Below are 24,204 nucleotides of genomic sequence, written 5' to 3' on the forward strand. Positions count from 1 at the left end.
GGCCTACCCCCTCACCACGCGGAACCGCGTCAGCAATATCGCCAGCACCATGAAGAGAAGCGCCGTCGCCAGCAGGATATCGGCGATATAGGTCGGCACCCCGGCGGCGCGGCTCATGCTGTCGGCGCCCACGAAAATGCCCGCGACAAAGATGGCCGAGATCACCACCCCGCCCGGATGCAGCAGCGCCAACATCGCCACGATGATGCCGGTGTAGCCAAAGCCCGGGCTGATATCGAGCGTCAGATTGCCCTTGAGCCCCGCCACCTCGGACCAGCCCGCCAGCGCCGCAAGACCGCCGGACAACAGCGCCGTTTTGACCAGCACCAGATTAACCGGAATGCCCGCAAACCGCGCCGCCTGCGGGTTCTGCCCCACCGCGCGGATCTCATAGCCGAGCGTGGTGCGCGCCTGGAGGATCCAGACCACCGCCGCCGAAATCAGCGCCAGCCCAAACCCCCAATGAAGCCGCAGCCCATCGACGATCCTCCCCAGCCGCGCCGCCCGGTCGAGCGGCTCGGATTTCGGCCAGCCCATGCCCATCGGGTCCTTCAGGGGGCCTTCGAGCAGCATGGAAATAAAGAGCAGCATGATGAAGTTCAAAAGCAAGGTGGTCACCACCTCGTCCACGCCGAGCCGCACCTTGAGCATCACCGGCCCCAAGAGCATCAGCGCCCCGGCCAGCATCGCCGCCCCCGCCATCGCCGGGATCAGCAGGAACCCGGGCAGAAAGCCCAGCGCCCCGGTGCCCAAGAGCACCGCTACCAAGGCCCCGGCATAGAACTGCGCCTCGGCCCCGATATTCCAGAGCTTGGCGCGAAAGGCCACCGCCACCGCCAGCCCGGTGAAAATGAGCGGCGTCGCCCGGTTCAACGTCTCGAGCAGCGCGAATTTCGACCCCGCCGCCCCCTTGAGGATAAGCCCCAGCGTCGCAAAGGGATCAGCCTTGGCCGCCAGCGCCAGCAGCGACGCCACCACCACCGTCAGGCCAAGCGCCACCGCCGGATATCCCAGCGACCGCGCCAGCCCCGGATTGGCCACCGGTTCAAGCCGCATCGTCAAACCCCTGTCCTGCCATCCATACCCCCAGCTCGGCGGGCGTCTTCGTCCCGCGCGCAAATTCCGGCGACAGCCGGCCCTCGGACATCACATGGATGACATCCGACAGCGCCAGCACCTCGTCGAGATCCTCGGAAATGAGCAAGACCGCCGCGCCCGCGTCCCGCGCCGCGATGAGCTGCTCCTGCACATAGGTCACCGCCCCGATATCGAGCCCCCGCACCGGCTGATTGGCGAGAATGATGCGCGGCGCGGCCTCAAAGACCCGACCAAGGATGAGTTTCTGCATATTGCCGCCCGACAGCAGGCGAATACGCGCCTCCGGCCCCGGGCAGCGCACGTCGTATTTCTCGATGATGGCGCGGGTCTGGTCCTCGGCCTCGCGCCAGTTCATCCAGCCCCGCCGCGCGATCGGCGGCTTGGTATAGCTCTCCAGCACCGCGTTCTCGGTGAGGCTGAAATCGGCGATCGTGCCGGTCTTGTGCCGGTCCTCTGGGATGCGCCCGACACCCTGCGCCACCGCCGCGCGCGGGGTCCAGCGGGCGGTCTCGCCCTCGGCCAGATGCATCTCGCCCGATTGCGGCACCTCGAGCCCCGACAGCAGATCGGCCAGCGCCCCCTGGCCGTTGCCGCTCACCCCGGCGAGCCCGGTGATCTGCCCGGCCCGCAGGTCGAGATCAACGGCGCGCAGCCCGGTCTGATTGCCCCGTGCCGCCGTGCTGACCGCCTTGAGCGACATCAGCACCGCGCCGGGACGCGCCTCGCGCGGCGCCGGCGGGGTGATCTCTGCCCCGACCATCATCTCGGCGAGCTTGTGGCGATCCGTCGCCTGCGTCGCCACCTCGCCCACCAGCTTGCCATGGCGCAGCACCAGCACCCGCTGCGAGATCGCCATTACCTCATGCAGCTTGTGCGAAATGAAAATGATCGACAGCCCCTGCGCCACTGCCTTCTGCAAGGTCTCAAAGAGCGCGTCGGTCTCCTGCGGGGTCAGCACCGCGGTCGGCTCGTCGAGGATCAGGATCCGCGCATCGCGGTAGAGTGCCTTGAGGATCTCGACCCGCTGCCGCTCGCCCACCGACAGGCTGCCGATGCGGGCGTCCGGATCGACCACCAGCCCGAAATCGCGCGCCAGATCGCTGACCTTGCGCCGCGCCGCGCCACGGCCCATGCCGAGCTTCCACAAGGGTTCGGTGCCGAGCAGGATATTGTCGAGCACGCTCATATTGTCAGCCAGCGTGAAATGCTGATGCACCATGCCGACGCCCGCCGCCAGTGCCGCCCCCGGCTCGCCCGGCGGCAGCGGCTGGCCAAAGACTTCGACCGTGCCTTCATCGGCCGTGTAATGGCCGAAGAGAATATTCATGAGGGTGGTCTTGCCCGCACCGTTTTCGCCCAGCAAGGCGATCACCTCACCGCGCCGCAGCTCGAAACTGATCCCGTCATTGGCGGTCAGGCTGCCAAAGCGCTTGGTGATGCGGTTGAGGCGCAGGACAATGTCCTGCGCCGTCGTCTTGTCAGTCATCAGGAAGAAGCGGGCTCGTCGTCGTTGATCTCGACGGTGAACTCACCGGCCTTGATCGCCTTGGTCCGCTCTTCGACAAGCGCCATCGCCTCGGCCGGCACCTTGCCTTCAAACGTGCCGAGCGGGGCCAGCGAACAGCCGCCTTCCTTCATGAAGGAATAGACGCCGTAATTCTCGGCCTTGAACGTGCCCGCCTTGTGATTGGCCAGCGCCGCCTGCAGCGTCGGCTCGAAATGCCACAGCGCCGAGGCCACGACCGTTTCAGGGTAATCGGCCTGGGTGTCGATCACGTTGCCAATGGCGAGAATGCCCTTCTCCTGCGCCGCGTCCGACACGCCAAAGCGTTCGGCATAGAGCAGATCGGCACCGTTCTCGATCATCGCAAAGGCGGTTTCCTTGGCTTTCGGCGGATCGAACCACGACCCGATAAAGCTCACCTGGAATTTCGCCTCAGGCTTCACTTCGCGGACACCGGCCATGAAGGCATGCATCAACCGGTTCACCTCGGGGATCGGGAAACCGCCGACCATGCCGATATTGCCGGTCTCGGTCATCGACCCGGCAATGATGCCGCTGAGATAGGACGCATCTTGGATGTAATTGTCGAACACACCGAGGTTCGGATAGTTTTCATCCGCCGGGAAGGACGAGCCCATGAGGAAGGTGGTGTTGGGATATTCCGCGATCACTTCGCGCGCTTCTTGCTCGACCGCGAACATCTCGCCGATGATCATGTCGACGCCGCTGTCGGCATATTCGCGCATGACGCGGGCGTAATCGGTGTTCGAGGTGCTTTCCGAGAATTGATACTCGATCTGACCGGCCTCGACGGCGGCGGTGGCGGCATTGTGGATGCGGCTCACCCATTGCTGCTCAACCGGAACGGTATAGATGGCGGCGACGCTGATCTTTTCTTGTGCGAGCAGGCCGGTCGGCATCGCGCCAAGACCGGCGGTCGCGGCGAGCGCGGCACCGCCCTTGAGAACACCCCGGCGGTTCAGCGGGGCAAACACGGGTTTTGTGAGTTTCATAGTCCTATCCCATCCCAGTTGGCGATTTTTCATATTTTACCAAACGGTAAAGAGCAAAGCGATTCGGGGCAACGACCTTGGGTCCGCCCAAGTTTTCCTGCCCCGAATGTCCCGGCCGGGTCCACCGCCCGGGATCACTCTCTATCCTCTCAATTTGTGGTGCAAAAGCAACGGCACGACAAGGTCTTCCTCGTCGCTGAGATGCCGCGCGAGAAAGCCTTCGAGCCGCGCTGCCAAATCATGCAGCAGCCCTGCCTCATTTCGCGCCTGCCCCTCGTCGAGCGTCACAAGCTGCACCACCCTATTGCCCTGCCGGGTGAACTGGTCGAGCAACGCGTCCATCTCGGCGTGATCCCCTTCGAGCATCTCGAGCCCCTCGGCAAAACGCGGATCGGCGCCTTCGAGCTCCGGAAAGAACTTGCGATCCTCCCAGCTATGGTGCCCGTGCAGGTTGCGCACCAAGAGGTTGCCAAACTCGGCAAACCGCGCCGCGAATTCCTGCGGATCGCGCCCCTTGGTGAGGTAGAGCTCGGTCTCGCCCCGGGCGATCTCGCCGAGCTGCCGAAAGGATTGATGGGCGCCCATCCAATTGCGGATCGAGCGGGTGAAATGCGGATTCTCCGGCCAAGCGTCGCGCGGATAGTCCCGCAGCAGGAAACGCATCTCTTGCGGAAGCGCCTCCCGGCTTATGTCATGTTGTCTGGTCATGACGGGCATATGGGGGCGCGTTACACTATAACAAATGCGCAGCCCCGCACCACAAACGCGCGGGGCCGCACAGAGGCGGCCCCGTCACTTGGTCCTTGCTCCCGGATCAGACCTGACCGGGCAGCCAGAGCACGATCATCGGGAAGGCCACCAACAGGCCGATGGTGATCGCATCCGCGATAAAGAACGGCGTCACGCCCTTGAACACATCCTGCACGCTGAGGTCATCGCGCACGCCCGCCACCACGAAACAGTTGAGCCCGATCGGCGGCGTGATGAGACAGAACTCCGCCATCTTCACCACGAGGATGCCGAACCAGATCGCGCACATCGGCCCCGACATGCCAAAGGTGCTGTCGGCGGCGCTGACAAACTCGCCCCCGTTGAGCGCCATCACTGCCGGATAGACCACCGGCAGGGTCAAAAGCAGCATCCCGATCGCATCCATGAACATGCCCAGCACCGCATAGGCGAGCAGGATGCACACAAGGATCAGCATCGGCGACATGGTGAGCGAGGTGATCCAATCGGCAAAGGCCCCCGGCAGATCGGCAAAGCCGAGAAAGCGCACATAGATGAGAACGCCCCAGATGATGGTAAAGATCATCACGCTGAGCTTTGCAGTCTCAAGCAGCGCATCCTTGAACTGCCCCCAGCGCATGCCGCGATAGAGCGCCATCAGGAACACCACAAAGGCCCCGATCGCCCCGCCCTCGGTCGGCGTGCCCCAGGCATCGCCGCCAAACGGGTTGTAGACGAACAGAACGATGGTCGCGACAACCACGAGGATCGGCAGCGCCGGCGGCAGCGCCACCAGCCGCTCGCGCCAGGTAAAGCCGCCCACCGGCGGGCCAAACCCCTTGATCGACATCGCCATGCCGATGATCAGCAGCGCATAGATCAGCGCCGAGAAAATCCCCGGCAGGAACCCCGCCAGCAAGAGCTTGCCGACGTCCTGCTCGACGATGATCGCATAGATCACGAGGATCGCCGACGGCGGGATGAGCGAGGCCAGCGTGCCGCCCGCCGCCACCACACCGGCTGCGAATTTCTTGTCATAGCCAATGGCGAGCATCTCGGGAATGGCGATGCGCGCAAAGACGGCCGAGGTCGCGACGCTCGCGCCGGACACGGCGGCAAAGCCCGCGGTCGCGAACACGGTCGACACCGCCAAGCCCCCCGGCACCCAGGCGATCCAGCGTTTCGCCGCCTCGAACAGCGCCTTGGTCAGCCCCGCGTAATAGGCGAGATAGCCGATCAGGATAAACGTCGGAATGAGGCTCAGCGATTGCGCGCTCACCTTGGAATGCGGCACCTGCCCGGCGGTCTTGACCGCCACCGTCACCGCCTTGCCGAACCGCGCCGGGTCATAGCCGAACTTGGCCCAGAAAATCCAGATCAGCCCCACCATGCCACAGGCCGCGGCGGCAAAGGCCACCCGCATGCCGAGGATCACAAGCACCAGCATGCCGCCGGTGACGATCAGCCCAATATCAATCGGTTCCATGGTTCTGCCCCTTACCCGTTGCCATCGGACACATGGCGCGCTTCTTCGGCGGCCTGTGTCGCGGCATCCACCACCAGCGGCACCGCCACCGGCTTTTCCGCATTCTCAAGAAAGGCCCGGCCATAGCCGATGATCTGCAGCACCAGCCGCAGGCACAGCACCCCAAAGGCCACCGGCGCCAAGAGCTTCGCCGGCCACAGCGGCAGCGCGATATCCATCGAACTGTCGCGGCTCCACAGCGGCGCGCCGAAATCGAAACTGCGCTGGAAATGCGCCCAGGTGCCCCAGACCAGAAGGACCATCAGGCCAAGCACCACCAGCGTGGTGATCATCTCCACCAGCCACAGCACACGGCCCTTGAGATTGCCCACGACAAGATCCATGCGGATATGCCCGCCGTCGCGCTGCACATAGGAAATGCCCATAAAGGCAATGAGCGGCATCGCCTGCTCGATCCAGTCGACATAGCCCGGTAGCGGCTGGTCAAAGAAATTGCGCCCGCTGACCGATCCCACCGCCAAGAGCATCATCGCGAACACCGCGAGCCCGCTGACCAGCGCCAGAACCCTTTCGATGCGATAGAATTGCCGGTCCACCCGGCTCAGCGTGCTGTCATCGCTCAGCACCGTTCCGCCGCCCGCCATGGCGTGTCCCTCCCGTGATATGTCCCGTTACGATCCGCCCCCATGTCCCGCCGCGCGGGGTGGCGCATCCTGCCCCTCTGGGGCGGCGCTCGGAGGTGCATAAAAAGGCCCCGCCCCCGGATCGGGGGGCAGGGCCGCAAAGGCTTACATGCTGCCCTTGAGTTCTTTCAGCTTCGACGTGGCAAAGTCATAGAGCTCCTGCGCCGGCAGACCGCGCTCACCCATCGAGGTGATCCAGTCCTGCGCCGCGGGGCCAGCCACGCGCTCTTCAAAGGCGGCGAGCGCCTCGGCCGAGAAGGTCACTTTCTCGATGCCACGCTCGTCGAGCGCCGGACCCCAACGCTCCATCGTGTTGCCTTCATAGTTGGCGACATAATGATCGAGCGCCTCGTCGATCGATCCCAGCAGCGCCTCGCGATGCTCGTCCGACAGATCGTTGAGCGCGTCGGTGTTGGCCACAACCGGGCAGTTCACGGTGCCGGGGTTGAGGTTGGTGGTCCACCAGTTGGCGTTCTCGATCGTGCCAAAGGACATATGCGCATGCGGCGCAAAGGCGGCGGCCTTGATCACGCCGCTGTCGAGCGACTGGCGCACTTCGGTGGCCGACATCGAGGTCGGCACCGCACCCACGGCCTTCATCGCCTCACCGATGCCGCCGGTGGCGCGCACGGTCAGACCTTCGAACCCTTCGAGGCTGGTCGGCGCATCGCCGAGACCCACGAGGTTGTATTGCGGCATCGGCGAGGGCATCAGCAGCGTCGCGTTCCACCGCGCCAGGTCTTCCTGCACCGCCGGCTGCGCATAGAGCGCCATGCTCAGCTCGCGCTCTTGCTCGAGCGTCTCAACACCGAGGAACGGCAGTTCGAGCACGGTGATGGTCGGGTTCTTGTCGCGGTGATAGCCGGCACAGAACTGCGCCATCTCGAACGCGCCGATGGAAATGCCGTCGAGGTTCTCCTTGTTCTTCGACAGGCCGCCATAGCTGATGTTGAGGGTGAACTCGCCGCCGGTCTTTTCGCTCACCAGCTCGGCGAGCTTCTCGACATGCTCGGTAAAGGCGCGGCGCTTGCCCCAGAGCGAGACATTCCACTCCACAGCCATCGCCTCACCGGCAAAGCCGAGGGTGATTGCCGCAAGCGCAGTGGTTTTCAGAAATCCGTTCATGGATGATCCTCCCAGTCAAAATCCATTGAATTCGCGAGATCATAACGCGGCAGGTCGATTCGCCAATGAAGTTATCCGCAGGGGGTCAGGGGGCCGCCCTGCGGATTTCCGCAGGGCAACGGCGGGATTTGCTGAGCGTTAGAGAAGCGCATCCTTGTCGAGACCGAGCTTGACGATCTTCTCGTTGAGCGTGCGCCGCCCGATGCCAAGCTGCGCCGCCACATCGTCCATCCGCCCCTCATGCGCCTTGAGCGCGCGGGCGATCATCCCCCGTTCCAGCGCCGCCACCGCCTCGCGCAGCGTGCCGGGCATGTCCTCGGCCACCACATCCGGGCGCAGCGCCTCGGCCATCGACCCCCGGTCGCGCCGCGCCATCAACACCCGCCGCTCCGCCACATGGCGCAGCTCGCGCACATTGCCCGGCCAGTCATGCGCCAAGAGCGCCGCCAGATCCTCGGTGGTGAGCGCCGGCGCAGACATCTCATAGATCGCCGCGTAATGGCGCAGGAAATGCGTGGCCAGCATCTCGAGATCGTCGCGCCGCTGCACCAGAGGCGGCAGCCGCAGCACCACGCCGCTCAGCCGGTAATAAAGATCAGGGCGCAGCCGCCCCGCCGCGATGGCCTCTTCCGGGTCTTCATTGGTCGCCGCCACCACCCGACAATCCAGAGGCACAGGCCCCGGCGCGCCGATGGGCGTCACCTCACCGGTCTCGATCACCCGCAAGAGCTTGGCCTGCACCGCCACCGGACAGGCGCCGACCTCATCGAGGAAAAGCGTGCCGCCCCGCGCCCCCATCAGGCTGCCCTGCCGCTCGCCATGAATGCCGAACATGCCCTCTTCGAAATGCCGCTCCGACAGCGCCGCACAGTTGAGCGCCACAAAGGGCGCCTCGGACCGCGGCCCCAGATCATGCAGCGCCTTGGCGACCACATCCTTGCCGGTGCCGGTGAGACCGCTGAGAAACACCGGCACCATGGCATCGGCCATGTCGATCACCGTCTCGCGCAGCGCCACCATCTCCGGCGTCCCGCCAAGCAACACCCGGTCGAGCCCCGACAGCTGCGCCAGCCGCGCCTTGAGCCGCCCAGCCTGCCGGGTGAGCCGATATTGCTCGCCCGCATGGCGCAGAATGCTGAGCAAGCGGCGCGGGTCATAGGGCTTTTCCACGAAACTATAGGCCCCGGCCTGCATCGCCTCGACCGCCATGGTGATATCGCCATGCGCCGAGATGAGCACCAGGGGCGGCGCGCCCGCGCCCTGCAGGCTGGCCAGCAGGTCGAGCCCCGACATCCCCGGCATCCGCACATCCGACAGGATCACATCGGGCCGCAGCTCGGGCAAGAGATCAGCCACCTGCGCCGCCCGCCCGACGGCGCTCGCCTGCCACCCGGCGGCCTCGGCCAGCTCGACCAGCGAGGCGCGCATCGCCGCATCGTCATCGACGATGAGCAGGTTCAGGGGGGTCGCTTTGCCCTCGGCCATCACATCTCCTCCGCCAGCGGGATCTCCATCCGGAACACCGTGCCGCCGCCCGGCCTGTCCCGCGCCGCAAGACGGCCCTCATGCTCCTTGACGATCCCGCCGGAAATCGCAAGCCCCAGCCCCATGCCCTGCCCCGAGGGACGCGTCGTCACAAAGGGCTCGCTCAGCGCCTCAAGCCCACCGGGGCCAAGCCCGCTGCCACTGTCCGCAATCTCAGCCCAGCCCATGCCCTCCTCAACCCCGGTGCGAAGCACCAGCTGCCGCGTCGCGCTCTCCTCCATCGCATCCGCCGCATTCCGCAGAAGATTGGTCAGCACCTGTTCAAGCCGAAGCTTGTTGCCACGCACCAAAACCGCCGCCGCCGACAGATCCCGCGTGACTTCAATGCCCGCCGTCTCGAGATTGGGCGCCACCAGCGCCAGCGCCTCCGCCAGCGCCGCGTTGAGATCGACCTCGCCCATCTCCGACGCGGTCGGCGCGGCAAAGAACTTGAGCTGCCGAGTGATCCCCTCCATCCGCTCCACCAGCCCACTCAGCCGCGCCGTAAGCCCAGAGGCCCCGGTCGCCCCAGAGGCCCCCGACATCTCCGCCGCCGCCAGATGGTTGCGCATCGCCGAAATCGGCTGGCCCAGCTCATGGGTCACCGAGGCCGCCAATTGCCCGAGCGCCGCCAGCCGGCTGGCCCGCTCCAGCTCGCCCTGCGTGCGCTGCAACCGCCGCTGCGCCGTGCGCCGCTCTTCGATCTCCACCGCCAGTCGCCGGTTCGCCTCGCGCAGCGCCGCCTCCTCGGCCTCCGACCGGCGCAGCGCCGCGCCGATCATCCGGTTGCGCCGCCATTGCCAGCCCGAGAGCAACAGACCGAGCATCACCGCCCCGATCACCACCACCAGCCAGCTGCGCGTCTCGATCTGCGTCTCGCTGCCGAGGTAATGCAGCGTCCAGCCATGCGGCAGGTCGCCCCGCACCAGATGGATCATCCCCTCCCCGGCGACGATCGTCCGCCCCGGCTCATTCTGCTGCCAGTCGAGCGGCTCGAGCGCATGACCGGTGAACTGCCGCGCCGCCTCGATCTCGCGCCGCGCCTCGGGGCTGAGCGGCGTCAGCACCCGGTAGCGCCACGCCTCCTGCGACGAAAGCAGCACCACCCGCGCCGCATCGGCCAAGAGCACAAGCTCGCCGCTCTCCCGCCACGCCCCCTCGAGCCGCGTGAGATCGAGCTTGATCGCAATCACCCCGCGAATGCGCCCCTCGCGGTCGCGCACCGGATCGGCCACGAAATAGCCCGGCAACCCGGTGGTCGCGCCAATCCCGTAGAACCGCCCCTGCCCGCCCGCCAAGGCCTGCCGGAAATAGGGCCGAAACGCATAGTTCTGGCCCACGAAACTCGCGGGCGTGCCGGCGTTCGACGCCGCAATCGTCGTACCATCGGTGCCCATGAGATATATCGCGTCGAGCTTGGCCTGCTCCGCGAAATCGCGCAGCCGCGCATCGAGCGTGCCCGCCACCCCCTGCATCGACGCGGCCATCACGAACGGGTCCCGCGCCAGCACATGGGTGAAATAGGAAAACCGGTCGAGCTCATCCACCACGGTCGACCGGTAGAGCGACACGCGCCCCTCGGCCCGGGCCACTTCCTGCGCCCGGAAATACCGCTCGGACCCCACATAAAGCGCCGCCAACAAGGCCAGCGGCAACAGGGCGAATATGAAAAGGCGCCGCAAAATCATGCGGCACCCTGACGTGATTTCCGGACAAAGTTCAAGCGTGGCGGCGGCTCAGCGGCCCTTCCACACCGGGTCGCGCTTCTCGGCAAAGGCCCGCGCCCCTTCGAGCTGATCCTCGCTGTCATAGAGAATATCGACCGTCTCGAACTGACGCTTGGTGATGCGGTTCATCGCATCCTGGAAGTTCATCCCCTCCGCCTCGCGCACCACTTCCTTGAGCGCCGCATAGACCAGCGGCGGCCCCGAGGCGAGATGATCGGCCAGCGCCCGCGCCTCCTCCATCAGCGTCTCGGCGCTATGGATGCGGTTGATCATGCCCCAGCGCGCCGCCTCTTCCGCATCGATCCAACGCCCGGTGAGCAGCATCTCCATCGCGATGTGATAGGGGATGCGCTTGGGCAGCTTGATCGAGGCCGCATCGGCCACCGTGCCGGACCGGATTTCCGGCAGGGCGAATGTGGCATGTTCGGCGGCAAGGATGATATCGGCGCTCAGCGCCCATTCGAGCCCCCCGCCACAGCAGATGCCATTCACCGCCGCGATCACCGGCTTGTTGAGCCCGCGCAGCTCCTGCAGCCCGCCAAAGCCGCCGACGCCGTAATCGCCATCCACCGCATCGCCATCCGCCGCGGCCTTGAGATCCCAGCCGGGGCAAAAGAACTTTTCTCCCGCGCCGGTGATGATCGCCACCCGCAGCTCTGGATCGTCCCGAAAATCGCGAAACACCTCGCCCAGCGCACGGCTGGTCTGCAGGTCGATCGCATTGGCCTTGGGCCGGTCGAGCGTCACCTCGAGCACATGCCCCCGCCGCTCGGTCTTGACCGGGCTCTCACTCATCTTTGTCTCCCTTCCTGATTAGCGCATCCGCCGCCACCGCCCGCATGGGCGTGACGATCAGCGGGTTGATCTCAATTTCGTCTATCTCATCGGCATGGGCCAATACATAATCCTGCACCGCCATGACGGCGGCGAGGATCGCGCCCATATCCGCCCCCGGCTTGCCGCGATAGCCCGCCAGCACCGGCGCAATCCGCAAGCCGTGCAGGGTGTCGCGCACCGCATCCTCCGTGGTGGGCAGCAAGAGCGAGCCGCTGTCGCGCAGGATCTCGGTCAAGGTGCCGCCCGCCCCAAGGGTGAGCACAAAGCCATGCGCCGGATCGCGCACCACCCCGATCAAGAGCTCGGCCACCCCGCCGTCGATCATCTCCTCGATGAGAAAACTCTCGCCCGGCATGCTGCCCGCCGCCTGCGCCACCGCTGCTGCATCCTTGAGGCCGAGCGCCACGCCCCCGGCCTCGGTCTTATGGGCCAGACCCTCGGATTTGAGCACCACGGGATAGGCCGCCCGCGCCGCCGCCTCAGCCAGCGCCGCGCGGCTCTCGACCCGCTCGGACCGGGGCACCGCCACGCCATGCTCCGCCAGCGCCGCCTTGGCCTCTGCCTCGCTCAGCACATGGGCCACGCCCGTTTCCCGTGCGCCTGTCTTCCGCGCCCCCGGCAGGGTCAGCGGCTCAGGCACGGCTGCCTTGCCCATCCGCGCCGCGATCTCGATGGCGCAGAGCGTCTCATCAAGCCCCAGCATCGGGATCAGCCCCTCTGCAATCGCCCGCGCCGCCACCCGTTCCGACAGCGCCTCGGGCAGGGTCGCCACCAGCGCCAGCGGCTTGCCCACCGCCCGCGCCGCATGGCCCGCCCCTTCGAGCACGCAATCCCAGGCCGCATCGCTACACCGGTCGATGCGCGGAAAATCCACCACGAGACAGCCCATGGCGATCTCTTCCCCGCCCATCATCGCGGCAAAAGCCCGGCCCATAGCCGCCCCGTCACCCCAGATAAACGTGTGGTAATCCAACGGGTTGGCCAGCGCCACCATCGGACCCAGCGCCGCGCGCAGCCCGGTCCGCTGGCCCTCATCGAGCGGCGGAAAGCGAATATCCCGGCCAAGCCCGGTGTCCGCCATCAGGCTCGCCTCGCCGCCCGAGCAGGACATCGACGCCACACCGTTCGAGGCCAGAGGCCCCGCGAAATGCAAAAGCTTCAGCGCCTCGAGAAGCCCCGGCAGGCTCTCGACCTGACCAATGCCCAGCCGCCGCAGCAAGGCCCGCGCCCCCGCATCCGACCCGGCCAGCGAGGCGGTATGCGACACCGCGGCTTTTTGTGCCTGCTCGGATTTGCCGACTTTCAAGGCCACCACCGGCTTGCCCAGCGCGCGGGCTCTTGCGGCCAGCGCCTCAAAGGCCCGCAGATCGCCGATCCCCTCGATATGCAGCCCCAGCGCCGTCACCCGCGGATCCTCGAGCATCGCCGCGCCGATCTCCGACAGGCCGATCTGCGCCTGATTGCCCGCCGTGCCCACATAGGCCAACGGCAAGGCCCGCGCCTGCATGGTGATGTTGATCGCCATGTTCGAGCTCTGGGTGAGCACCGCCACCCCGCGCTCTACCCGCTCGCCACCATGCTGATCGGGCCAGAGCAATGCGCCATCGAGATAATTGATGAACCCGTAGCAATTGGGACCGATGATCGGCATCTCCCCCGCCGCCGCCAACAGCGCCTCCTGCAGGCTGTCGCCATCGCCGGTCTCGGCCTGCGCCTCGCGGAACCCGCTGGCAAAACACACCGCCCCGCCCGCGCCCATGGCCCTGAGCCGCGCCACCGTCTCGATGGTCAGGCTGCGATTGACCCCGATGAACACCGCATCGGGCACCCCCGGCAGATCGTCGAGCGAGGCAAAGGCCGCCACCCCGCCCAGCTCACTGCGGGTCGGATGCACCGGCCAGACCGGCCCGGCAAAGCCCATCTTGGCGCATTGCTCGATGACATTGGCACACCAGGCCCCGCCGCCGATGACGGCAATGGACCGGGGCTGAAACAGACGGGACAGATCACGCATGGCGCGGTGGCTCCAAAAGAGTTTCGCCTTCGGCGAGGATATTTTTCGCCAGAAGAAGTAAGGAATTGTTCATGAATTCGCGCGAGGCTCGGGGCGCGGTACAGGCGGGGACGCCGATGACCGCGCCAGGAGAAGCGCTTTGGCGCAGCCAGACGGGAGGGGGAGTGATCCCTCTCCCGCATCTTCTTCTGGCCGCAAATATCCCCGCCGGAGGCATAAAATCAGGCGCCCAGCGGCCGCAGCATCTCGCGGCTGATGATATGGCGCTGGATCTCGCTGGTGCCTTCCCAGATCCGTTCGACCCGCGCATCGCGCCAGATCCGCTCCAGCGGCAGCTCATCCATGAGCCCCATGCCGCCATGGATCTGGATCGCCTCATCGGCCACCATCGCCAGCATCTCGGTGGCCTTGAGCTTGGCCATCGACATGTCGCTCTCGGTCACGTTGCCCTGATCGAATTTCCAGCCGCCCATCCAGGTCAGAAGCTCCGCCGCCTTGAGCTCGGTCGCCATATCGGCGAGCTTGAAGGACACGCCCTGAAACTTGCCGATCTGCTGGCCGAACTGGCGGCGCTCGGCGGCATACTCCACCGCATGTTGCAGCGCCCGCTCGGCCCGGCCAAGGCAGGTCGCCGCCACCTGAAGCCGGGTCGCGCCGAGCCAGTCATTGGCCACCTGGAACCCCTTGTGCACCTCGCCCAGCACCGCCGATTTCGGCAGCCGGCAATTGTCGAACTCGAGCACCGCATTGGTATAGCCGCGGTGGCTCACATTGCGGTAGCCCTCGCGCACCGAGAACCCCGGCGTGCCCTTGTCGACGAAAAACGCGGTGATGAGCTTCTTCGGCCCGCGCGGCGTCTCTTCCTCGCCGGTCGCCATAAAGACGATCGAGAAATCGGCGATATCGGCATGGCTGATGAAATGCTTGGTGCCGTTGAGGATGAAATCATCGCCATCTTGTTTGGCGCTGGCCTTCATGCCGCGCAAATCCGACCCCGCCCCCGGCTCGGTCATCGCGAGACAATCCCATTTCTCACCGCGAATACAGGGGTAGAGATATTTCTCGCGCTGCTCTTCGCTGCCCGCCAAGAGGATATTCGACGGCCGCGCCACACAGGTCCAGTGCAGCGCGTAATTGGCCCGGCCAAGCTCTTTTTCATACATCAGCCAGGTCAGCGTATCGAGCCCGGCACCGCCCACCTCTTCGGGCATATTGGCCGCATAGAGCCCGGCCTCGATCGCCTTGGCCTGCACCTCGCGGATGATCTCCATCGGCAGGTGGCCGGACCGCTCGACCTCGAGCTCATGGGGATAGATTTCCTTTTCGACAAAGGCCCGCGTCGTGTCGACGATCATCTGCTGTTCTTCGGTCATCGCGAATTGCATGGTCTCACTCCTTATGCGCGGCGGCGAGCGCCTCAACACGGGCCTGAACTTCGGGCAGCGGGTCGCAGGTGCGCCGCGTCTCGAGGCTCACATGCAGCATGAACTGGTCGCAGGTGGCGAGGATCTCGCCATCGCTGGCGCGGCGCATCTCATGCAGACAGCGCAGCTTCTTGCCCGCGCCCTCCGTCACCCGGCTCCAGACCTCGACCATCTCGCCGGCATGGGTCTCGGCGAGGTATTTCACCGTGGTTTCCACCGTGAAATAGCTGTTGCCCGCCTGCACATAGGCGCCATCGGCCCCGACATGCGCCATCACCTCTTCGGCGGCATCCGAGAAGATCTGCCCATAGCGGCCCTCGTTCATATGGCCGTTCACATCGGTCCAATCGACCGGCACCATACGCCGCTGACTGCGCAGCGCGCGGCCATCCTCGGACGCGACAGGCTCCGGGCGGATCGTTTTCTGATGGTCGTTGATCAGCCGCCCCGAGGCATTGCCCTGCTGGCGCAGCGCCCGCATCATCGCGATGAGGTTGCGGTCGCGCTTGCGCTCGAGCTCGCGGATCGACAGATGCCCCGATTGCGCATCCGACTGATCGGCGATGAGATCGACAAGCTCGTCGGTGAACTCGGGCACATCCATGAGCTTGGTCCAGGGCCATTTGAGGCAAGGGCCGAACTGCGCCATGAAATGCCGCATCCCGGCCTCGCCGCCGGCCACGCGATAGGTCTCAAAGAGACCCATCTGCGCCCAGCGGATGCCAAACCCATAGCGGATCGCATTGTCGATCTCTTCGGTGGTGGCGATGCCGTCCTTGACCAGCCAGAGCGCCTCGCGCCACACCGCCTCGAGAAAGCGGTCGGCGATATGGGCGTCGATCTCCTTGCGCACATGCAGCGGATAGAGCCCGAGCGCGGTGAGCATCTCGCTCGCGCGGGCGATGGCCTCGGGCGCGGTGGCCTGCGAAGGCACCAGCTCGATCAGCGGCAAGAGATAGACCGGGTTGAACGGGTGGGTGACCATGATGGTCGATGGGTCCTGCGCGCCCTCTTGCAACTCCGAGGGTTTGAAGCCGCTGGTTGACGAGCCGATGAGAACGCCGGCATTCGCCGTCTGGATCTCGGCCAGCACCTTATGCTTGAGGTCGAGCCGCTCGCTCACGCTTTCCTGCACCCAATCGGCGCCCTCGACCGCCTCGGCAATCGAGCCATGAAAGCTGAGCGTGCCCTCCTCAGGCAGCGCCGTGTCATAGAGCATCGGCAGCGCGCCCCGCGCATTGCCGAGCACCTCGGCAATCTTGCGCTCGGCCTGCGGATCGGGGTCGAACACCCGCACATCCCAGCCGTTGAGCAGGAACCGCGCGGCCCAGCCGCCGCCGATGACGCCACCGCCGATGATCGCTGCTGTCTTGGTCATGTCATTCTCCCTGACATCTGAATTTCTGGCATCAAAGCTGGCACCAATTCTGGCGCCACTTCTGGCCTCAGTTGATGCTTTCCGTGTGGCCATCCACGGCCATGATCTGCCCCGACACTTTGGCCGCGGCGGGCGAGGCGAGGAACAGCGCCATATCGGCGAGCTCATCTGCGCTCACCCAGCTCTTGAGCGAGGTGCATTCCACGTAAGAGGCGCGGATTTCCTCGATGGGCCGCCCGGTGGCGCGGCTCTCATTGGCGAGGACCCGCTCCATCCGCTCGCCTTCGACCGCGCCGGGGGCGATGGCATTGACGCGCACCCCCACCGGGCCGAGCTCCATCGCGAGCGTCTTGGTCAGCCCGTTGATCGCCCATTTCGCCGCCGCATAGGGCGAGCGGTTGGGATAGCCAAAGAGCCCCGCGGTCGACGAGGTGAGCAGGATGAGCCCCGAGCCCTGCGCCCGCATCACCCGCGCCGCCCAGCGGCAGGTGAGAAAGACGCCATGCAGGTTCACCGCCACGCAATCCTGCCAATCCTGATAGCTGATATCCTCGATATGCCCCGCCGGGCCGCCGGTGCCGGCATTGGCAAAGACGATATCCGCCCCGCCCCATTCCTCTTCGACCGCGCCGAGAAACTCGGCCATGGCCGCCTCGTCGCGCACATCCACCGCCGCCCCGATGAGACCGGGCAGCTCGGCGCGCATCGCCTCGACCGCCGCCGGATCGGCGTCACAGATCGCGATATGGTCGCCCTCGGCATGGAACCGGCGGGCATAGGTACGGCCGATACCCGATCCGCCCCCGGTGATCAAAACCCTGCGTGACATGTGTTCACTCCCTGTCAGACCCTGATTGGCCCTGTTAGGCCCTGCTAGGCCCCGTTAGACCGCCCCGCCCACTCCCTCGGGCGGGGGCGATTTCACCCCCCGTCTTCACCCACCGTCGCTTTACCGACGCGATGCCGACGTAAGACCGACCTGCCGTCTTGGCCGGTTTCGGCCCCAGCCGCGCCCGGTCTCAGACCGGGGCGCGTTTGGTCAGGCCGAGCTTGTCGCGCACCTCTTGCGGGCCGATCACCCGGGCGCCGAGACGCTCGATGATCTCGCGGGCGCGGGTCACCAGCTGCTCATTGGTGGCGAGCACCCCGCGATCGAGCATCAGATTGTCCTCGAGACCGACGCGCACATTGCCGCCCGCGAGCACGCTCGCCGCGACATAGGCCATCTGATCGCGGCCCAGGCTGAAGGCCGACCAGGCCCAATCCTCGGGGATGTTGTTGACCATCGCCATGAAGGTGTTGAGGTCATTCGGCGCACCCCATGGCACGCCCATGCAGAGCTGAACCAGCGCGGGGCTTTCGAGAACGCCATCCTTAACCAGTTGTTTTGCATACCAAAGATGGCCGGTGTCAAAGGCCTCGATCTCCGGCTTGACGCCGAGCTCGGTCATCATCGCGCCCATGGCGGTGAGCATGCCGGGCGTGTTGGTCATCACGTAATCGGCCTCGGCGAAATTCATCGTGCCGCAATCGAGCGTGCAGATCTCGGGGCGGCATTCGGCGACATGGGCCACGCGCTCGGTAGCGCCCGCCATATCGGTGCCGGCACTGTTGAGATCGAGCGGGTTCTCGACATCGCCAAAGACCAGATCGCCGCCCATCCCGGCAGTCAGGTTGAGCACCACATCGACCTCCGCGTCGCGGATCCGGTCGGTCACTTCGCGAAACAGCCCCTTGTCCCGGCTCGGCGCCCCGGTCTCGGGATCGCGCACATGGCAATGCACCACCGCCGCCCCCGCCTTCGCCGCCGCAATCGCGCTGTCGGCAATCTGCTCAGGGCTGCGCGGCACATGCGGGCTGCGGTCTTGGGTGCCGCCCGATCCGGTCACGGCACAGGTGATGAAAACGTCTCGGTTCATGGTCAGCGGCATGGTGTTCTCCCAGTCAACATGGCGCGAGAGTATCGCTGGAACCGCGCCAGATTTTGCAGTATCTGACATTCTTGATGCAGAAATGGACAAAAATCCCGGGTGGCCCGGTGCGGATCGGCTTCCTCGTCTTTGACGAGTTCTCCAACCTGTGCATGGCCAATTGCCTCGAGCCGCTCCGCGCTGCCAATGCGGTGACCCATCGCCATGTGTTCGACTGGCAGATCGTCACCCTCGACGGGTTGCCGGTGCAGACCTCCTCGGGCATCGGCATCGTCCCGCACGGCCCGCTCAAGTCCTTGACCTATTGCGATTATCTCTTTGTCCACGCGAGCTATCGGCACCATGATCACGATACCAACGCCGCCCGTCAGGCGCTGCGCCGCGCCGCCGGTCAGGCGGCGGTGACCATCGGGCTCGATGCGGGGCCATGGCTTCTGGCCTCTGCCGGGCTCTTGAACGGGCGGCAGGCGACGATTCACTGGGATCTTCTCCCCGCCTTTTCCGAACGATTCCTTGAGGTTGACGCCGTCCGCGCCCGGCATCTGCGCGACGGGCCGGTGATCACCTGCGCCGGGGCGCTCTCGGCGCTTGATGTGGTGCTTGATCTGGTGAGCCAGCATCTCGGCGAGGCCGCCCGGCTCGATGTCGAGGATCAGTTCATCAAGGGCGATCCCCGCCCCGATGAAACGCCGCATCACGATCCGCTGGTGGGCCGCGCGCTGGCGCTCATGCGCGACCATCTCGAACGGCCGCTGCCGCTCCCCGATCTGGCGCGGCGCTGCTCCTGCCAGCCGCGCACGCTCGACCGGCATTTCCGCCGCGGCCTCGGCGCACCGCCGGGCACGGTCTACCGCCATCTGCGGCTCTCGAACGCGCGTAAAATGCTCGAGGGAAGTGGTCTCGGCGTGGCCGAGGTGGCGCTCAGATGCGGCTATGAATCGCCCGCAGCCCTGTCGCGCGCGATCCGCCAGAGATTTGGCGCAACCCCTTCAGAACTCAGGAAAAGAACGCTCTGACCCGGGAACACCCCGGCTCAGGTCGCCTCGTCTTCGAGATGCAGCTTCATGTCGATGAGGACCTGCTGCAGCTGCGTCGTCTCCCGCAACAGACGCTTGGCCTCATTGACCGTGATCACCCCATCCTCGATGGATTGCTGATACTCGGCCATCAGGATCGCGAACCGCTGGCTGAGCGCGATCACATCGGCGTTCACCCCGCCCTTGTCATCCGCATTGCGCCGGGTGCCGTCAAAGGACAGGCTGATGCCCTTGAGCTCGGCCAGCGCCGCCGTGACATGCGGATAGGACGCCGCCTCTTCGAGCGCCGCCACCGCGTCGATCGGCATGAACCGATCGGCATGTTCGTCATGGTCCGAATAATACCGCCCCAAGGTCGCCTTGGACTTGCCGGTGAGCTCGCACGCGGGCTCGATCCCAACATCCTTGACCAACGCCTCGGTATGTTTCTTCAGATAACCTCTGATCGTTGACATTTACCCATCCCTGCCTACGGCCCCGACGTCGGGGGAACCGTCAAACTCTTTTCCCATTACTGTCTGCCTTTCCAAATGTCACTTGTAAACCAATCCCGAAGTAAACCGGGACAACCTGTTGCTCTGCATCCCCAATGCCGGGCAGCCTGGCGGGGTCGGTACGGATTGGGGCTTTGTCCCTCCTCTTCGTATAAAATACGCTGGATCGAAGCACGTCATCGTCCATCCCCGAAGCTTGGCTTCTAGATGGCGCGCCGAGAGACAGAGTAGATGGCCCCGCCTGCCCCGGTTTGCCCCTATTGCCCCTCATCTACTGGCCCTCATCTCCTGGCCTTCATTTATTGGCCCTCATTTATTGGCCCTCACACCCGCTCGACAATCACCGACCCAACCGAATAGCCCGCGCCAAAGCTGCAGATCAGCCCGACATCGCCGGGCGCCAGATCGCCGGAGTATTTCGCGAATGCGATGATCGACCCGGCAGACGAGGTGTTGGCGTAATCCTGCAAGATGTTGGGCTGCTCTTCCGGCTCCGGCACCCGGCCCAGAACCTTGCGGCCGATGAAATCATTCATCGACTTGTTGGCCTGATGCAGCCAGAGCCGCTTGAGATCCTCCGCCGCCACGCCCTCGTCCTCCATATGGCCCGCGATATGGGCCGAGACGAGCGGCAGCACTTCCTTAAAGACCTTCCGCCCCTCCTGCATGAACTGCATGTCGCGCCGGTCCGCCATCTGGCCCGGCCGGGTGCGCCGGAGAAAACCGTTGTTGTTGCGGATATTGTTGGAAAACTCCGTGGCACAGCGGGTCGACCGGATGAGGAAATGCGCGCCTTGGGCCGCCTCGGCGGGCTCGACCAGCGTCGCGGTGCAGACATCGCCAAAGATGAAATGACAATCCCGGTCGCGCCATTCGAGATGCGCCGAGCAGATCTCGGGATTGACGATAAGCGCGCATTTCGCCGATCCCGCCCGCACCATATCCGCCGCCGCCTGGATGCCGAACGTGGCCGAGGAACAGGCGACATTCATGTCAAAGGCAAAGCCCCCCGCGCCCAGCAATTGCTGAATTTCAATGGCAATGGCGGGATAGGCGCGCTCGTGGTTCGAGGCGGCACAGATGATGAGATCGACCTCTTCCGCCCGCCGCCCGGCCTGCGCCAGCGCCTTTTGCGCCGCGTCTATCGCCATTTCGGCCATCATCGACGGCGCCTCGTCGGCACGGGCTGCAAAGACCGGATGCATGGTCTCGGGATCGAGAACCCCGGATTTGTCCATCACATAGCGCTGCTCGATCCCCGAGGCGCTGAGGATGAACTCGGACGAGGACGGCGCCTTGGCCGCGACCTCTCCCGCCGCAATCGCCTCGGCATTGTCGGCGTTGAACTTTTCGGCATAGGCGTTGAAGGCAACCACCAGCTCGTCATTCGTGATGGTTTGCTCGGGGGTGAATACCCCGGTCCCGGTGATGGCGGGCTGGATCATGTAGTGGCTCCCAAAATAGCCGATCCAACAGACCCGAGCCCTGCCCCGAGGTCAAGCTTGACGCTTGGTCGCTCGCGCAAACTTGAGCGAAACCGCCGCTAAACCCCTGAAAATACCCGGATCAGTTGACCAGATTGGGCGGTGCCTCGCCCGCAAAGAAGGCCCGCAGGTTCTCCACCGCCATATAGCCCATCGCCTCGCGCACCTCGAGCGCGGCGGTCCCGAGATGCGGCAAGAGCACCACATTCTCCATCGCGCGCAGCGCCTCGGGCACCTCCGGCTCATGCTCGTATACATCAAGCCCCGCGCCCGCGATGCCGCCCTCGTCGAGCACCCGGATGAGAGCCGCCTCATCGACGATATTGCCCCGCGCGATATTGACGAGATGGGCATGGCCCTGCATCGCCCGCAGGAATTCGGTGCCGACGAAATGATGGGTCTCGCTGCCGCCCGGCATGGCGATCACCACCACATCGGCCCGCGCCGCGAGCGCCAGAGGGCTGAGCTTTTCCGCCGGGAAATCGAGCTCTTTCACAGACCGGTTGGCATAGAGCACATCCATGCCAAAGCCGAAATGACAGCGCCGCGCGATGGCCTGCCCGATCCGCCCCATGCCGAGAATGCCCACCGTCTTGCCGCTCAGATGCAGGCCGAGCATCTGGGTCGGCTGCCAGCCGGTCCAGCGCCCCGACCGCACCAGCCGCTCGCCCTCGCCCGCGCGCCGCGCCGACATGAGCATGAGCGTCATCGCGACATCGGCGGTGGCATCGGTGACAGCGCCGGGCGTATTGGTCACCGCGATGCCGACCGCGCGCGCCGCCTCGGCGTCGATATGGTTATAGCCCACACCGAAATTGGCGAGGATCTTGCAGCGCGGGTTCTCCGCCTCGGCAAAGGCTTCGGCGCTGAAGAGATCACCAAGCGTCGGCAAGATCCCGTCATAAAGCGCCAGCGCACCGCGCATCTGACCAAGCTTGAGAGGCGCCGCCTCGTCACGCAGCTCGATCTCGAAATGCTTTTCCGCCTCCTGCAGCACGGTGTCCGGCAGGCGTCGTGTGATCAAAACCCGTGTCAATGCATCCGCTCCCCATTGGCAACCGTCTGATCGGGGGCCAAGAGGACGATCCCGCCCTCGGCATCCGACAGGCCCAGCACCAGAACCTCGGACATGAACGGCCCGATCTGGCGCGGCGGGAAATTCACCACCCCCATGACCTGACGACCGACGAGGGTCTCTGGTGTGTAATGCGCGGTGATCTGCGCCGATGTCTTGCGCTCGCCGATCTCGGGTCCGAAATCGATCCAGAGCTTGATCGCCGGTTTGCGCGCCTCGGGAAAGGGCTCGGCCCGCAGCACCGTGCCGACCCGAATATCTACCTTGAGGAACTCGTCAAAAGTGATCTCATCAGCCACGCGCCAACTCCTTTGACCGGTCTGTCGCGGCGGCCACGGTCCGCGCCATCAGGGGCGGCAGGCCGGTTGTCTCATCCATCAGCTGTTCAAGCCCGGCCTGCGTCGTGCCATTGGGGCTGGTGACATTGACGCGAAGCTGCGCCGGGGTCTCGTCCGCCGCCTCGGCCAGCGCCCCGGCCCCGGCCACCGTCGCCTTTGCAAGCTGCATGGCAAGCTCGGGCGCAAGCCCCTGCGCCTCGCCTGCCTGCGCCAGACATTCGATCATGTGGAACACATAGGCCGGGCCAGAGCCGCTGACCCCGGTGACCGCATCCATCTGGCTTTCGCTCTCCAAGCGGACGACCTGCCCCACCGCACGCAGCAGCTCTTCGGCCATGTCGAGATGCGCGGCGCGGGCGTGGCTGTTGCCGATGATGGCGGTGATGCCCCGGCCCACTGCGGCGGGGGTGTTGGGCATCGCCCGGATGATCGGGCTCTGCGCCCCCATCGCCGCCTCAAAGGCCGCAATCGACGTGCCCGCCGCGACCGAGACAAACAGCGTCTCACCATTGCCCATCGCCGCAATCTCGGGCAGCGCATCGCCCATCATCTGCGGCTTGACCGCGATGAGAACGATCGCCGGGGCCTTGGGCAACGCGCCGTTGATGGTGACACCGGTGGATTTGAGCCAATCCGACGGGCGCGGATCAATCACCCAGACGCTTGTGGGCGGCAGACCCTTGGCCAGCCAGCCCTCCAGCATCGCAGATCCCATCTTGCCACAGCCCAATAGGACCAGACCGCCCTCGGCCACCGATTGCATCACCATAAAACCCTCCCGCATGTCGTGTTTCGGGAAGTGTTACGCCCTGCCGTAGGCCTCTGCAATGGCAACCTGCATCGCCTCTTTCGGTTCGCGATTGCCCCAGACCACCAGCTGAAATGCCGGGTAGAACCGCTCGGCGCTGAGCACCGCGGCACGGATCAGCGTGTCGATCTGCTCGGCACAGACCTCCTGCCCGCCCGCCATCAACAGACCATAGCGATAGACCATGAGCTTTTGCTCTTCCCAATAGGTAAAGGCCCCGGCCCAGCATTGGTCATTGACCTCGTTGAGCGTGTGATACAGCGCCGGAAGCTTCTCGGCCGGCGGCTCCATCTCGAAGGTACAGACCAGCCGCAGCGTCTCGTCATAGCCCGACCAGGCCAGCGTGATCGAATAGGTCCGCCACTGGCCTTCCACGGCCATGGCGATCTGATCGTCCCCGATCCGGTCGAATTCCCAGTCATGGTGTTCGGCAACATGCTCCACCAGATCAATGGGATGCATGTCTTCTGAATAAAACTGCTCGGATAATGCCAT

22 protein-coding genes are annotated in these 24,204 nt (G+C 65.3%); 1 reads left to right on the top strand and 21 read right to left on the bottom strand.

Annotated elements, in window-relative coordinates; genetic code table 11:
- Positions 1–3 precede the first annotated feature (3 nt).
- The 15 genes from WA237_RS10265 to WA237_RS10335 form a co-directional block, all read right to left on the bottom strand.
- Positions 4–1,056 (bottom strand): ABC transporter permease, encoded by a 1,053-nt coding sequence (locus WA237_RS10265; protein ID WP_286908531.1) that lies wholly within the window; start codon positions 1,054–1,056, stop codon positions 4–6.
- Positions 1,046–2,584, bottom strand: coding sequence for an ABC transporter ATP-binding protein (locus tag WA237_RS10270; protein ID WP_009814252.1), 1,539 nt, complete (start codon positions 2,582–2,584; stop codon positions 1,046–1,048). Before WA237_RS10270 ends, WA237_RS10265 begins: the two co-directional genes overlap by 11 nt.
- Positions 2,584–3,615 (bottom strand): BMP family protein, encoded by a 1,032-nt coding sequence (locus WA237_RS10275; protein WP_216014944.1) that lies wholly within the window; start codon positions 3,613–3,615, stop codon positions 2,584–2,586. Before WA237_RS10275 ends, WA237_RS10270 begins: the two co-directional genes overlap by 1 nt.
- Positions 3,616–3,756: 141 nt before the next feature.
- Entirely contained in the window at positions 3,757–4,323 is a 567-nt protein-coding gene (locus tag WA237_RS10280; protein WP_336097619.1) for a hemerythrin domain-containing protein, read from the bottom strand.
- A 106-nt stretch (positions 4,324–4,429) separates the two neighbouring features.
- Positions 4,430–5,830 carry a TRAP transporter large permease gene (locus WA237_RS10285; protein ID WP_216014942.1) on the bottom strand — a complete coding sequence of 467 codons (1,401 nt, stop codon included), beginning with the start codon at positions 5,828–5,830 and terminating at the stop codon, positions 4,430–4,432.
- Between the two features lie 11 nt (positions 5,831–5,841).
- Positions 5,842–6,474, bottom strand: coding sequence for a TRAP transporter small permease subunit (locus WA237_RS10290; RefSeq protein ID WP_336097620.1), 633 nt, complete (start codon positions 6,472–6,474; stop codon positions 5,842–5,844).
- A gap of 144 nt (positions 6,475–6,618) precedes the next feature.
- Positions 6,619–7,638 (bottom strand): C4-dicarboxylate TRAP transporter substrate-binding protein, encoded by a 1,020-nt coding sequence (locus WA237_RS10295; RefSeq protein ID WP_216014940.1) that lies wholly within the window; start codon positions 7,636–7,638, stop codon positions 6,619–6,621.
- A gap of 138 nt (positions 7,639–7,776) precedes the next feature.
- A complete protein-coding gene (locus WA237_RS10300) occupies positions 7,777–9,123 on the bottom strand; it encodes a sigma-54-dependent transcriptional regulator (protein WP_009814246.1) in 1,347 nt (448 codons plus the stop codon).
- On the bottom strand, positions 9,123–10,850 hold the full coding sequence (locus WA237_RS10305; protein ID WP_336097621.1) for an ATP-binding protein: 1,728 nt from the start codon (positions 10,848–10,850) through the stop codon (positions 9,123–9,125). Before WA237_RS10305 ends, WA237_RS10300 begins: the two co-directional genes overlap by 1 nt.
- Positions 10,851–10,898: 48 nt before the next feature.
- The gene (locus WA237_RS10310) at positions 10,899–11,684 is read right to left on the bottom strand and encodes a carnitinyl-CoA dehydratase (protein WP_009814244.1); all 786 of its coding nucleotides are present in this window, start codon (positions 11,682–11,684) and stop codon (positions 10,899–10,901) included.
- Positions 11,677–13,740: an acetate--CoA ligase family protein gene (locus tag WA237_RS10315; RefSeq protein ID WP_336097622.1), complete on the bottom strand. Its 2,064-nt coding sequence runs from the start codon at positions 13,738–13,740 to the stop codon at positions 11,677–11,679. The genes WA237_RS10310 and WA237_RS10315 overlap by 8 nt, the downstream gene beginning before the upstream one ends.
- Before the next feature lie 221 nt (positions 13,741–13,961).
- The gene (locus WA237_RS10320; protein WP_336097623.1) at positions 13,962–15,125 is read right to left on the bottom strand and encodes an acyl-CoA dehydrogenase family protein; all 1,164 of its coding nucleotides are present in this window, start codon (positions 15,123–15,125) and stop codon (positions 13,962–13,964) included.
- A 4-nt stretch (positions 15,126–15,129) separates the two neighbouring features.
- The gene (locus WA237_RS10325; protein WP_336097624.1) at positions 15,130–16,542 is read right to left on the bottom strand and encodes a carnitine 3-dehydrogenase; all 1,413 of its coding nucleotides are present in this window, start codon (positions 16,540–16,542) and stop codon (positions 15,130–15,132) included.
- Between the two features lie 67 nt (positions 16,543–16,609).
- The gene (locus WA237_RS10330; RefSeq protein ID WP_336097625.1) at positions 16,610–17,371 is read right to left on the bottom strand and encodes an SDR family oxidoreductase; all 762 of its coding nucleotides are present in this window, start codon (positions 17,369–17,371) and stop codon (positions 16,610–16,612) included.
- Positions 17,372–17,561: 190 nt separating this feature from the next.
- Positions 17,562–18,473: a 3-keto-5-aminohexanoate cleavage protein gene (locus WA237_RS10335; RefSeq protein WP_009814239.1), complete on the bottom strand. Its 912-nt coding sequence runs from the start codon at positions 18,471–18,473 to the stop codon at positions 17,562–17,564.
- A 74-nt stretch (positions 18,474–18,547) separates the two neighbouring features.
- On the opposite strand from WA237_RS10335, the gene WA237_RS10340 reads away from it, so the two are divergent.
- The gene (locus tag WA237_RS10340) at positions 18,548–19,489 is read left to right on the top strand and encodes a GlxA family transcriptional regulator (protein ID WP_336097626.1); all 942 of its coding nucleotides are present in this window, start codon (positions 18,548–18,550) and stop codon (positions 19,487–19,489) included.
- A 17-nt stretch (positions 19,490–19,506) separates the two neighbouring features.
- On the opposite strand, the gene WA237_RS10345 is transcribed toward WA237_RS10340, so the two are convergent.
- The 6 genes from WA237_RS10345 to WA237_RS10370 all read right to left on the bottom strand — a co-directional run bounded on the left by WA237_RS10345 (position 19,507) and on the right by WA237_RS10370 (position 24,204).
- A complete protein-coding gene (locus tag WA237_RS10345) occupies positions 19,507–19,965 on the bottom strand; it encodes a hypothetical protein (RefSeq protein ID WP_009814237.1) in 459 nt (152 codons plus the stop codon).
- A gap of 362 nt (positions 19,966–20,327) precedes the next feature.
- The gene (locus WA237_RS10350) at positions 20,328–21,449 is read right to left on the bottom strand and encodes a beta-ketoacyl-ACP synthase III (RefSeq protein ID WP_336097627.1); all 1,122 of its coding nucleotides are present in this window, start codon (positions 21,447–21,449) and stop codon (positions 20,328–20,330) included.
- A gap of 121 nt (positions 21,450–21,570) precedes the next feature.
- A complete protein-coding gene (locus tag WA237_RS10355; RefSeq protein ID WP_009814235.1) occupies positions 21,571–22,524 on the bottom strand; it encodes a 2-hydroxyacid dehydrogenase in 954 nt (317 codons plus the stop codon).
- A complete protein-coding gene (locus WA237_RS10360) occupies positions 22,521–22,862 on the bottom strand; it encodes a tRNA-binding protein (RefSeq protein ID WP_009814234.1) in 342 nt (113 codons plus the stop codon). The genes WA237_RS10355 and WA237_RS10360 overlap by 4 nt, the downstream gene beginning before the upstream one ends.
- Positions 22,855–23,670 carry a pyrroline-5-carboxylate reductase gene (gene proC, locus WA237_RS10365; protein WP_336097628.1) on the bottom strand — a complete coding sequence of 272 codons (816 nt, stop codon included), beginning with the start codon at positions 23,668–23,670 and terminating at the stop codon, positions 22,855–22,857. The genes WA237_RS10360 and proC overlap by 8 nt, the downstream gene beginning before the upstream one ends.
- A gap of 33 nt (positions 23,671–23,703) precedes the next feature.
- Complete coding sequence (locus WA237_RS10370) at positions 23,704–24,204, bottom strand: YbjN domain-containing protein (protein WP_336097629.1); 501 nt, start codon at positions 24,202–24,204, stop codon at positions 23,704–23,706.

The sequence above is a fragment of the Roseovarius sp. CH_XMU1461 genome (assembly GCF_037027165.1).
Classification (GTDB): domain Bacteria; phylum Pseudomonadota; class Alphaproteobacteria; order Rhodobacterales; family Rhodobacteraceae; genus Roseovarius; species Roseovarius nubinhibens.

What these genes read in the sequence shown, in the direction of transcription:
- WA237_RS10265 (WP_286908531.1), bottom strand. Translation starts at nt 1,056, where the DNA reads ATGCGGCTTGAACCGGTGGCCAATCCGGGGCTGGCGCGGTCGCTGGGA.
- WA237_RS10270 (WP_009814252.1), bottom strand. Translation starts at nt 2,584, where the DNA reads ATGACTGACAAGACGACGGCGCAGGACATTGTCCTGCGCCTCAACCGC.
- WA237_RS10275 (WP_216014944.1), bottom strand. Translation starts at nt 3,615, where the DNA reads ATGAAACTCACAAAACCCGTGTTTGCCCCGCTGAACCGCCGGGGTGTT.
- WA237_RS10280 (WP_336097619.1), bottom strand. Translation starts at nt 4,323, where the DNA reads ATGACCAGACAACATGACATAAGCCGGGAGGCGCTTCCGCAAGAGATG.
- WA237_RS10285 (WP_216014942.1), bottom strand. Translation starts at nt 5,830, where the DNA reads ATGGAACCGATTGATATTGGGCTGATCGTCACCGGCGGCATGCTGGTG.
- WA237_RS10290 (WP_336097620.1), bottom strand. Translation starts at nt 6,474, where the DNA reads ATGGCGGGCGGCGGAACGGTGCTGAGCGATGACAGCACGCTGAGCCGG.
- WA237_RS10295 (WP_216014940.1), bottom strand. Translation starts at nt 7,638, where the DNA reads ATGAACGGATTTCTGAAAACCACTGCGCTTGCGGCAATCACCCTCGGC.
- WA237_RS10300 (WP_009814246.1), bottom strand. Translation starts at nt 9,123, where the DNA reads ATGGCCGAGGGCAAAGCGACCCCCCTGAACCTGCTCATCGTCGATGAC.
- WA237_RS10305 (WP_336097621.1), bottom strand. Translation starts at nt 10,850, where the DNA reads ATGATTTTGCGGCGCCTTTTCATATTCGCCCTGTTGCCGCTGGCCTTG.
- WA237_RS10310 (WP_009814244.1), bottom strand. Translation starts at nt 11,684, where the DNA reads ATGAGTGAGAGCCCGGTCAAGACCGAGCGGCGGGGGCATGTGCTCGAG.
- WA237_RS10315 (WP_336097622.1), bottom strand. Translation starts at nt 13,740, where the DNA reads ATGCGTGATCTGTCCCGTCTGTTTCAGCCCCGGTCCATTGCCGTCATC.
- WA237_RS10320 (WP_336097623.1), bottom strand. Translation starts at nt 15,125, where the DNA reads ATGCAATTCGCGATGACCGAAGAACAGCAGATGATCGTCGACACGACG.
- WA237_RS10325 (WP_336097624.1), bottom strand. Translation starts at nt 16,542, where the DNA reads ATGACCAAGACAGCAGCGATCATCGGCGGTGGCGTCATCGGCGGCGGC.
- WA237_RS10330 (WP_336097625.1), bottom strand. Translation starts at nt 17,371, where the DNA reads ATGTCACGCAGGGTTTTGATCACCGGGGGCGGATCGGGTATCGGCCGT.
- WA237_RS10335 (WP_009814239.1), bottom strand. Translation starts at nt 18,473, where the DNA reads ATGCCGCTGACCATGAACCGAGACGTTTTCATCACCTGTGCCGTGACC.
- WA237_RS10340 (WP_336097626.1), top strand. Translation starts at nt 18,548, where the DNA reads ATGCAGAAATGGACAAAAATCCCGGGTGGCCCGGTGCGGATCGGCTTC.
- WA237_RS10345 (WP_009814237.1), bottom strand. Translation starts at nt 19,965, where the DNA reads ATGTCAACGATCAGAGGTTATCTGAAGAAACATACCGAGGCGTTGGTC.
- WA237_RS10350 (WP_336097627.1), bottom strand. Translation starts at nt 21,449, where the DNA reads ATGATCCAGCCCGCCATCACCGGGACCGGGGTATTCACCCCCGAGCAA.
- proC (WP_336097628.1), bottom strand. Translation starts at nt 23,670, where the DNA reads ATGGTGATGCAATCGGTGGCCGAGGGCGGTCTGGTCCTATTGGGCTGT.
- WA237_RS10370 (WP_336097629.1), bottom strand. Translation starts at nt 24,204, where the DNA reads ATGGCATTATCCGAGCAGTTTTATTCAGAAGACATGCATCCCATTGAT.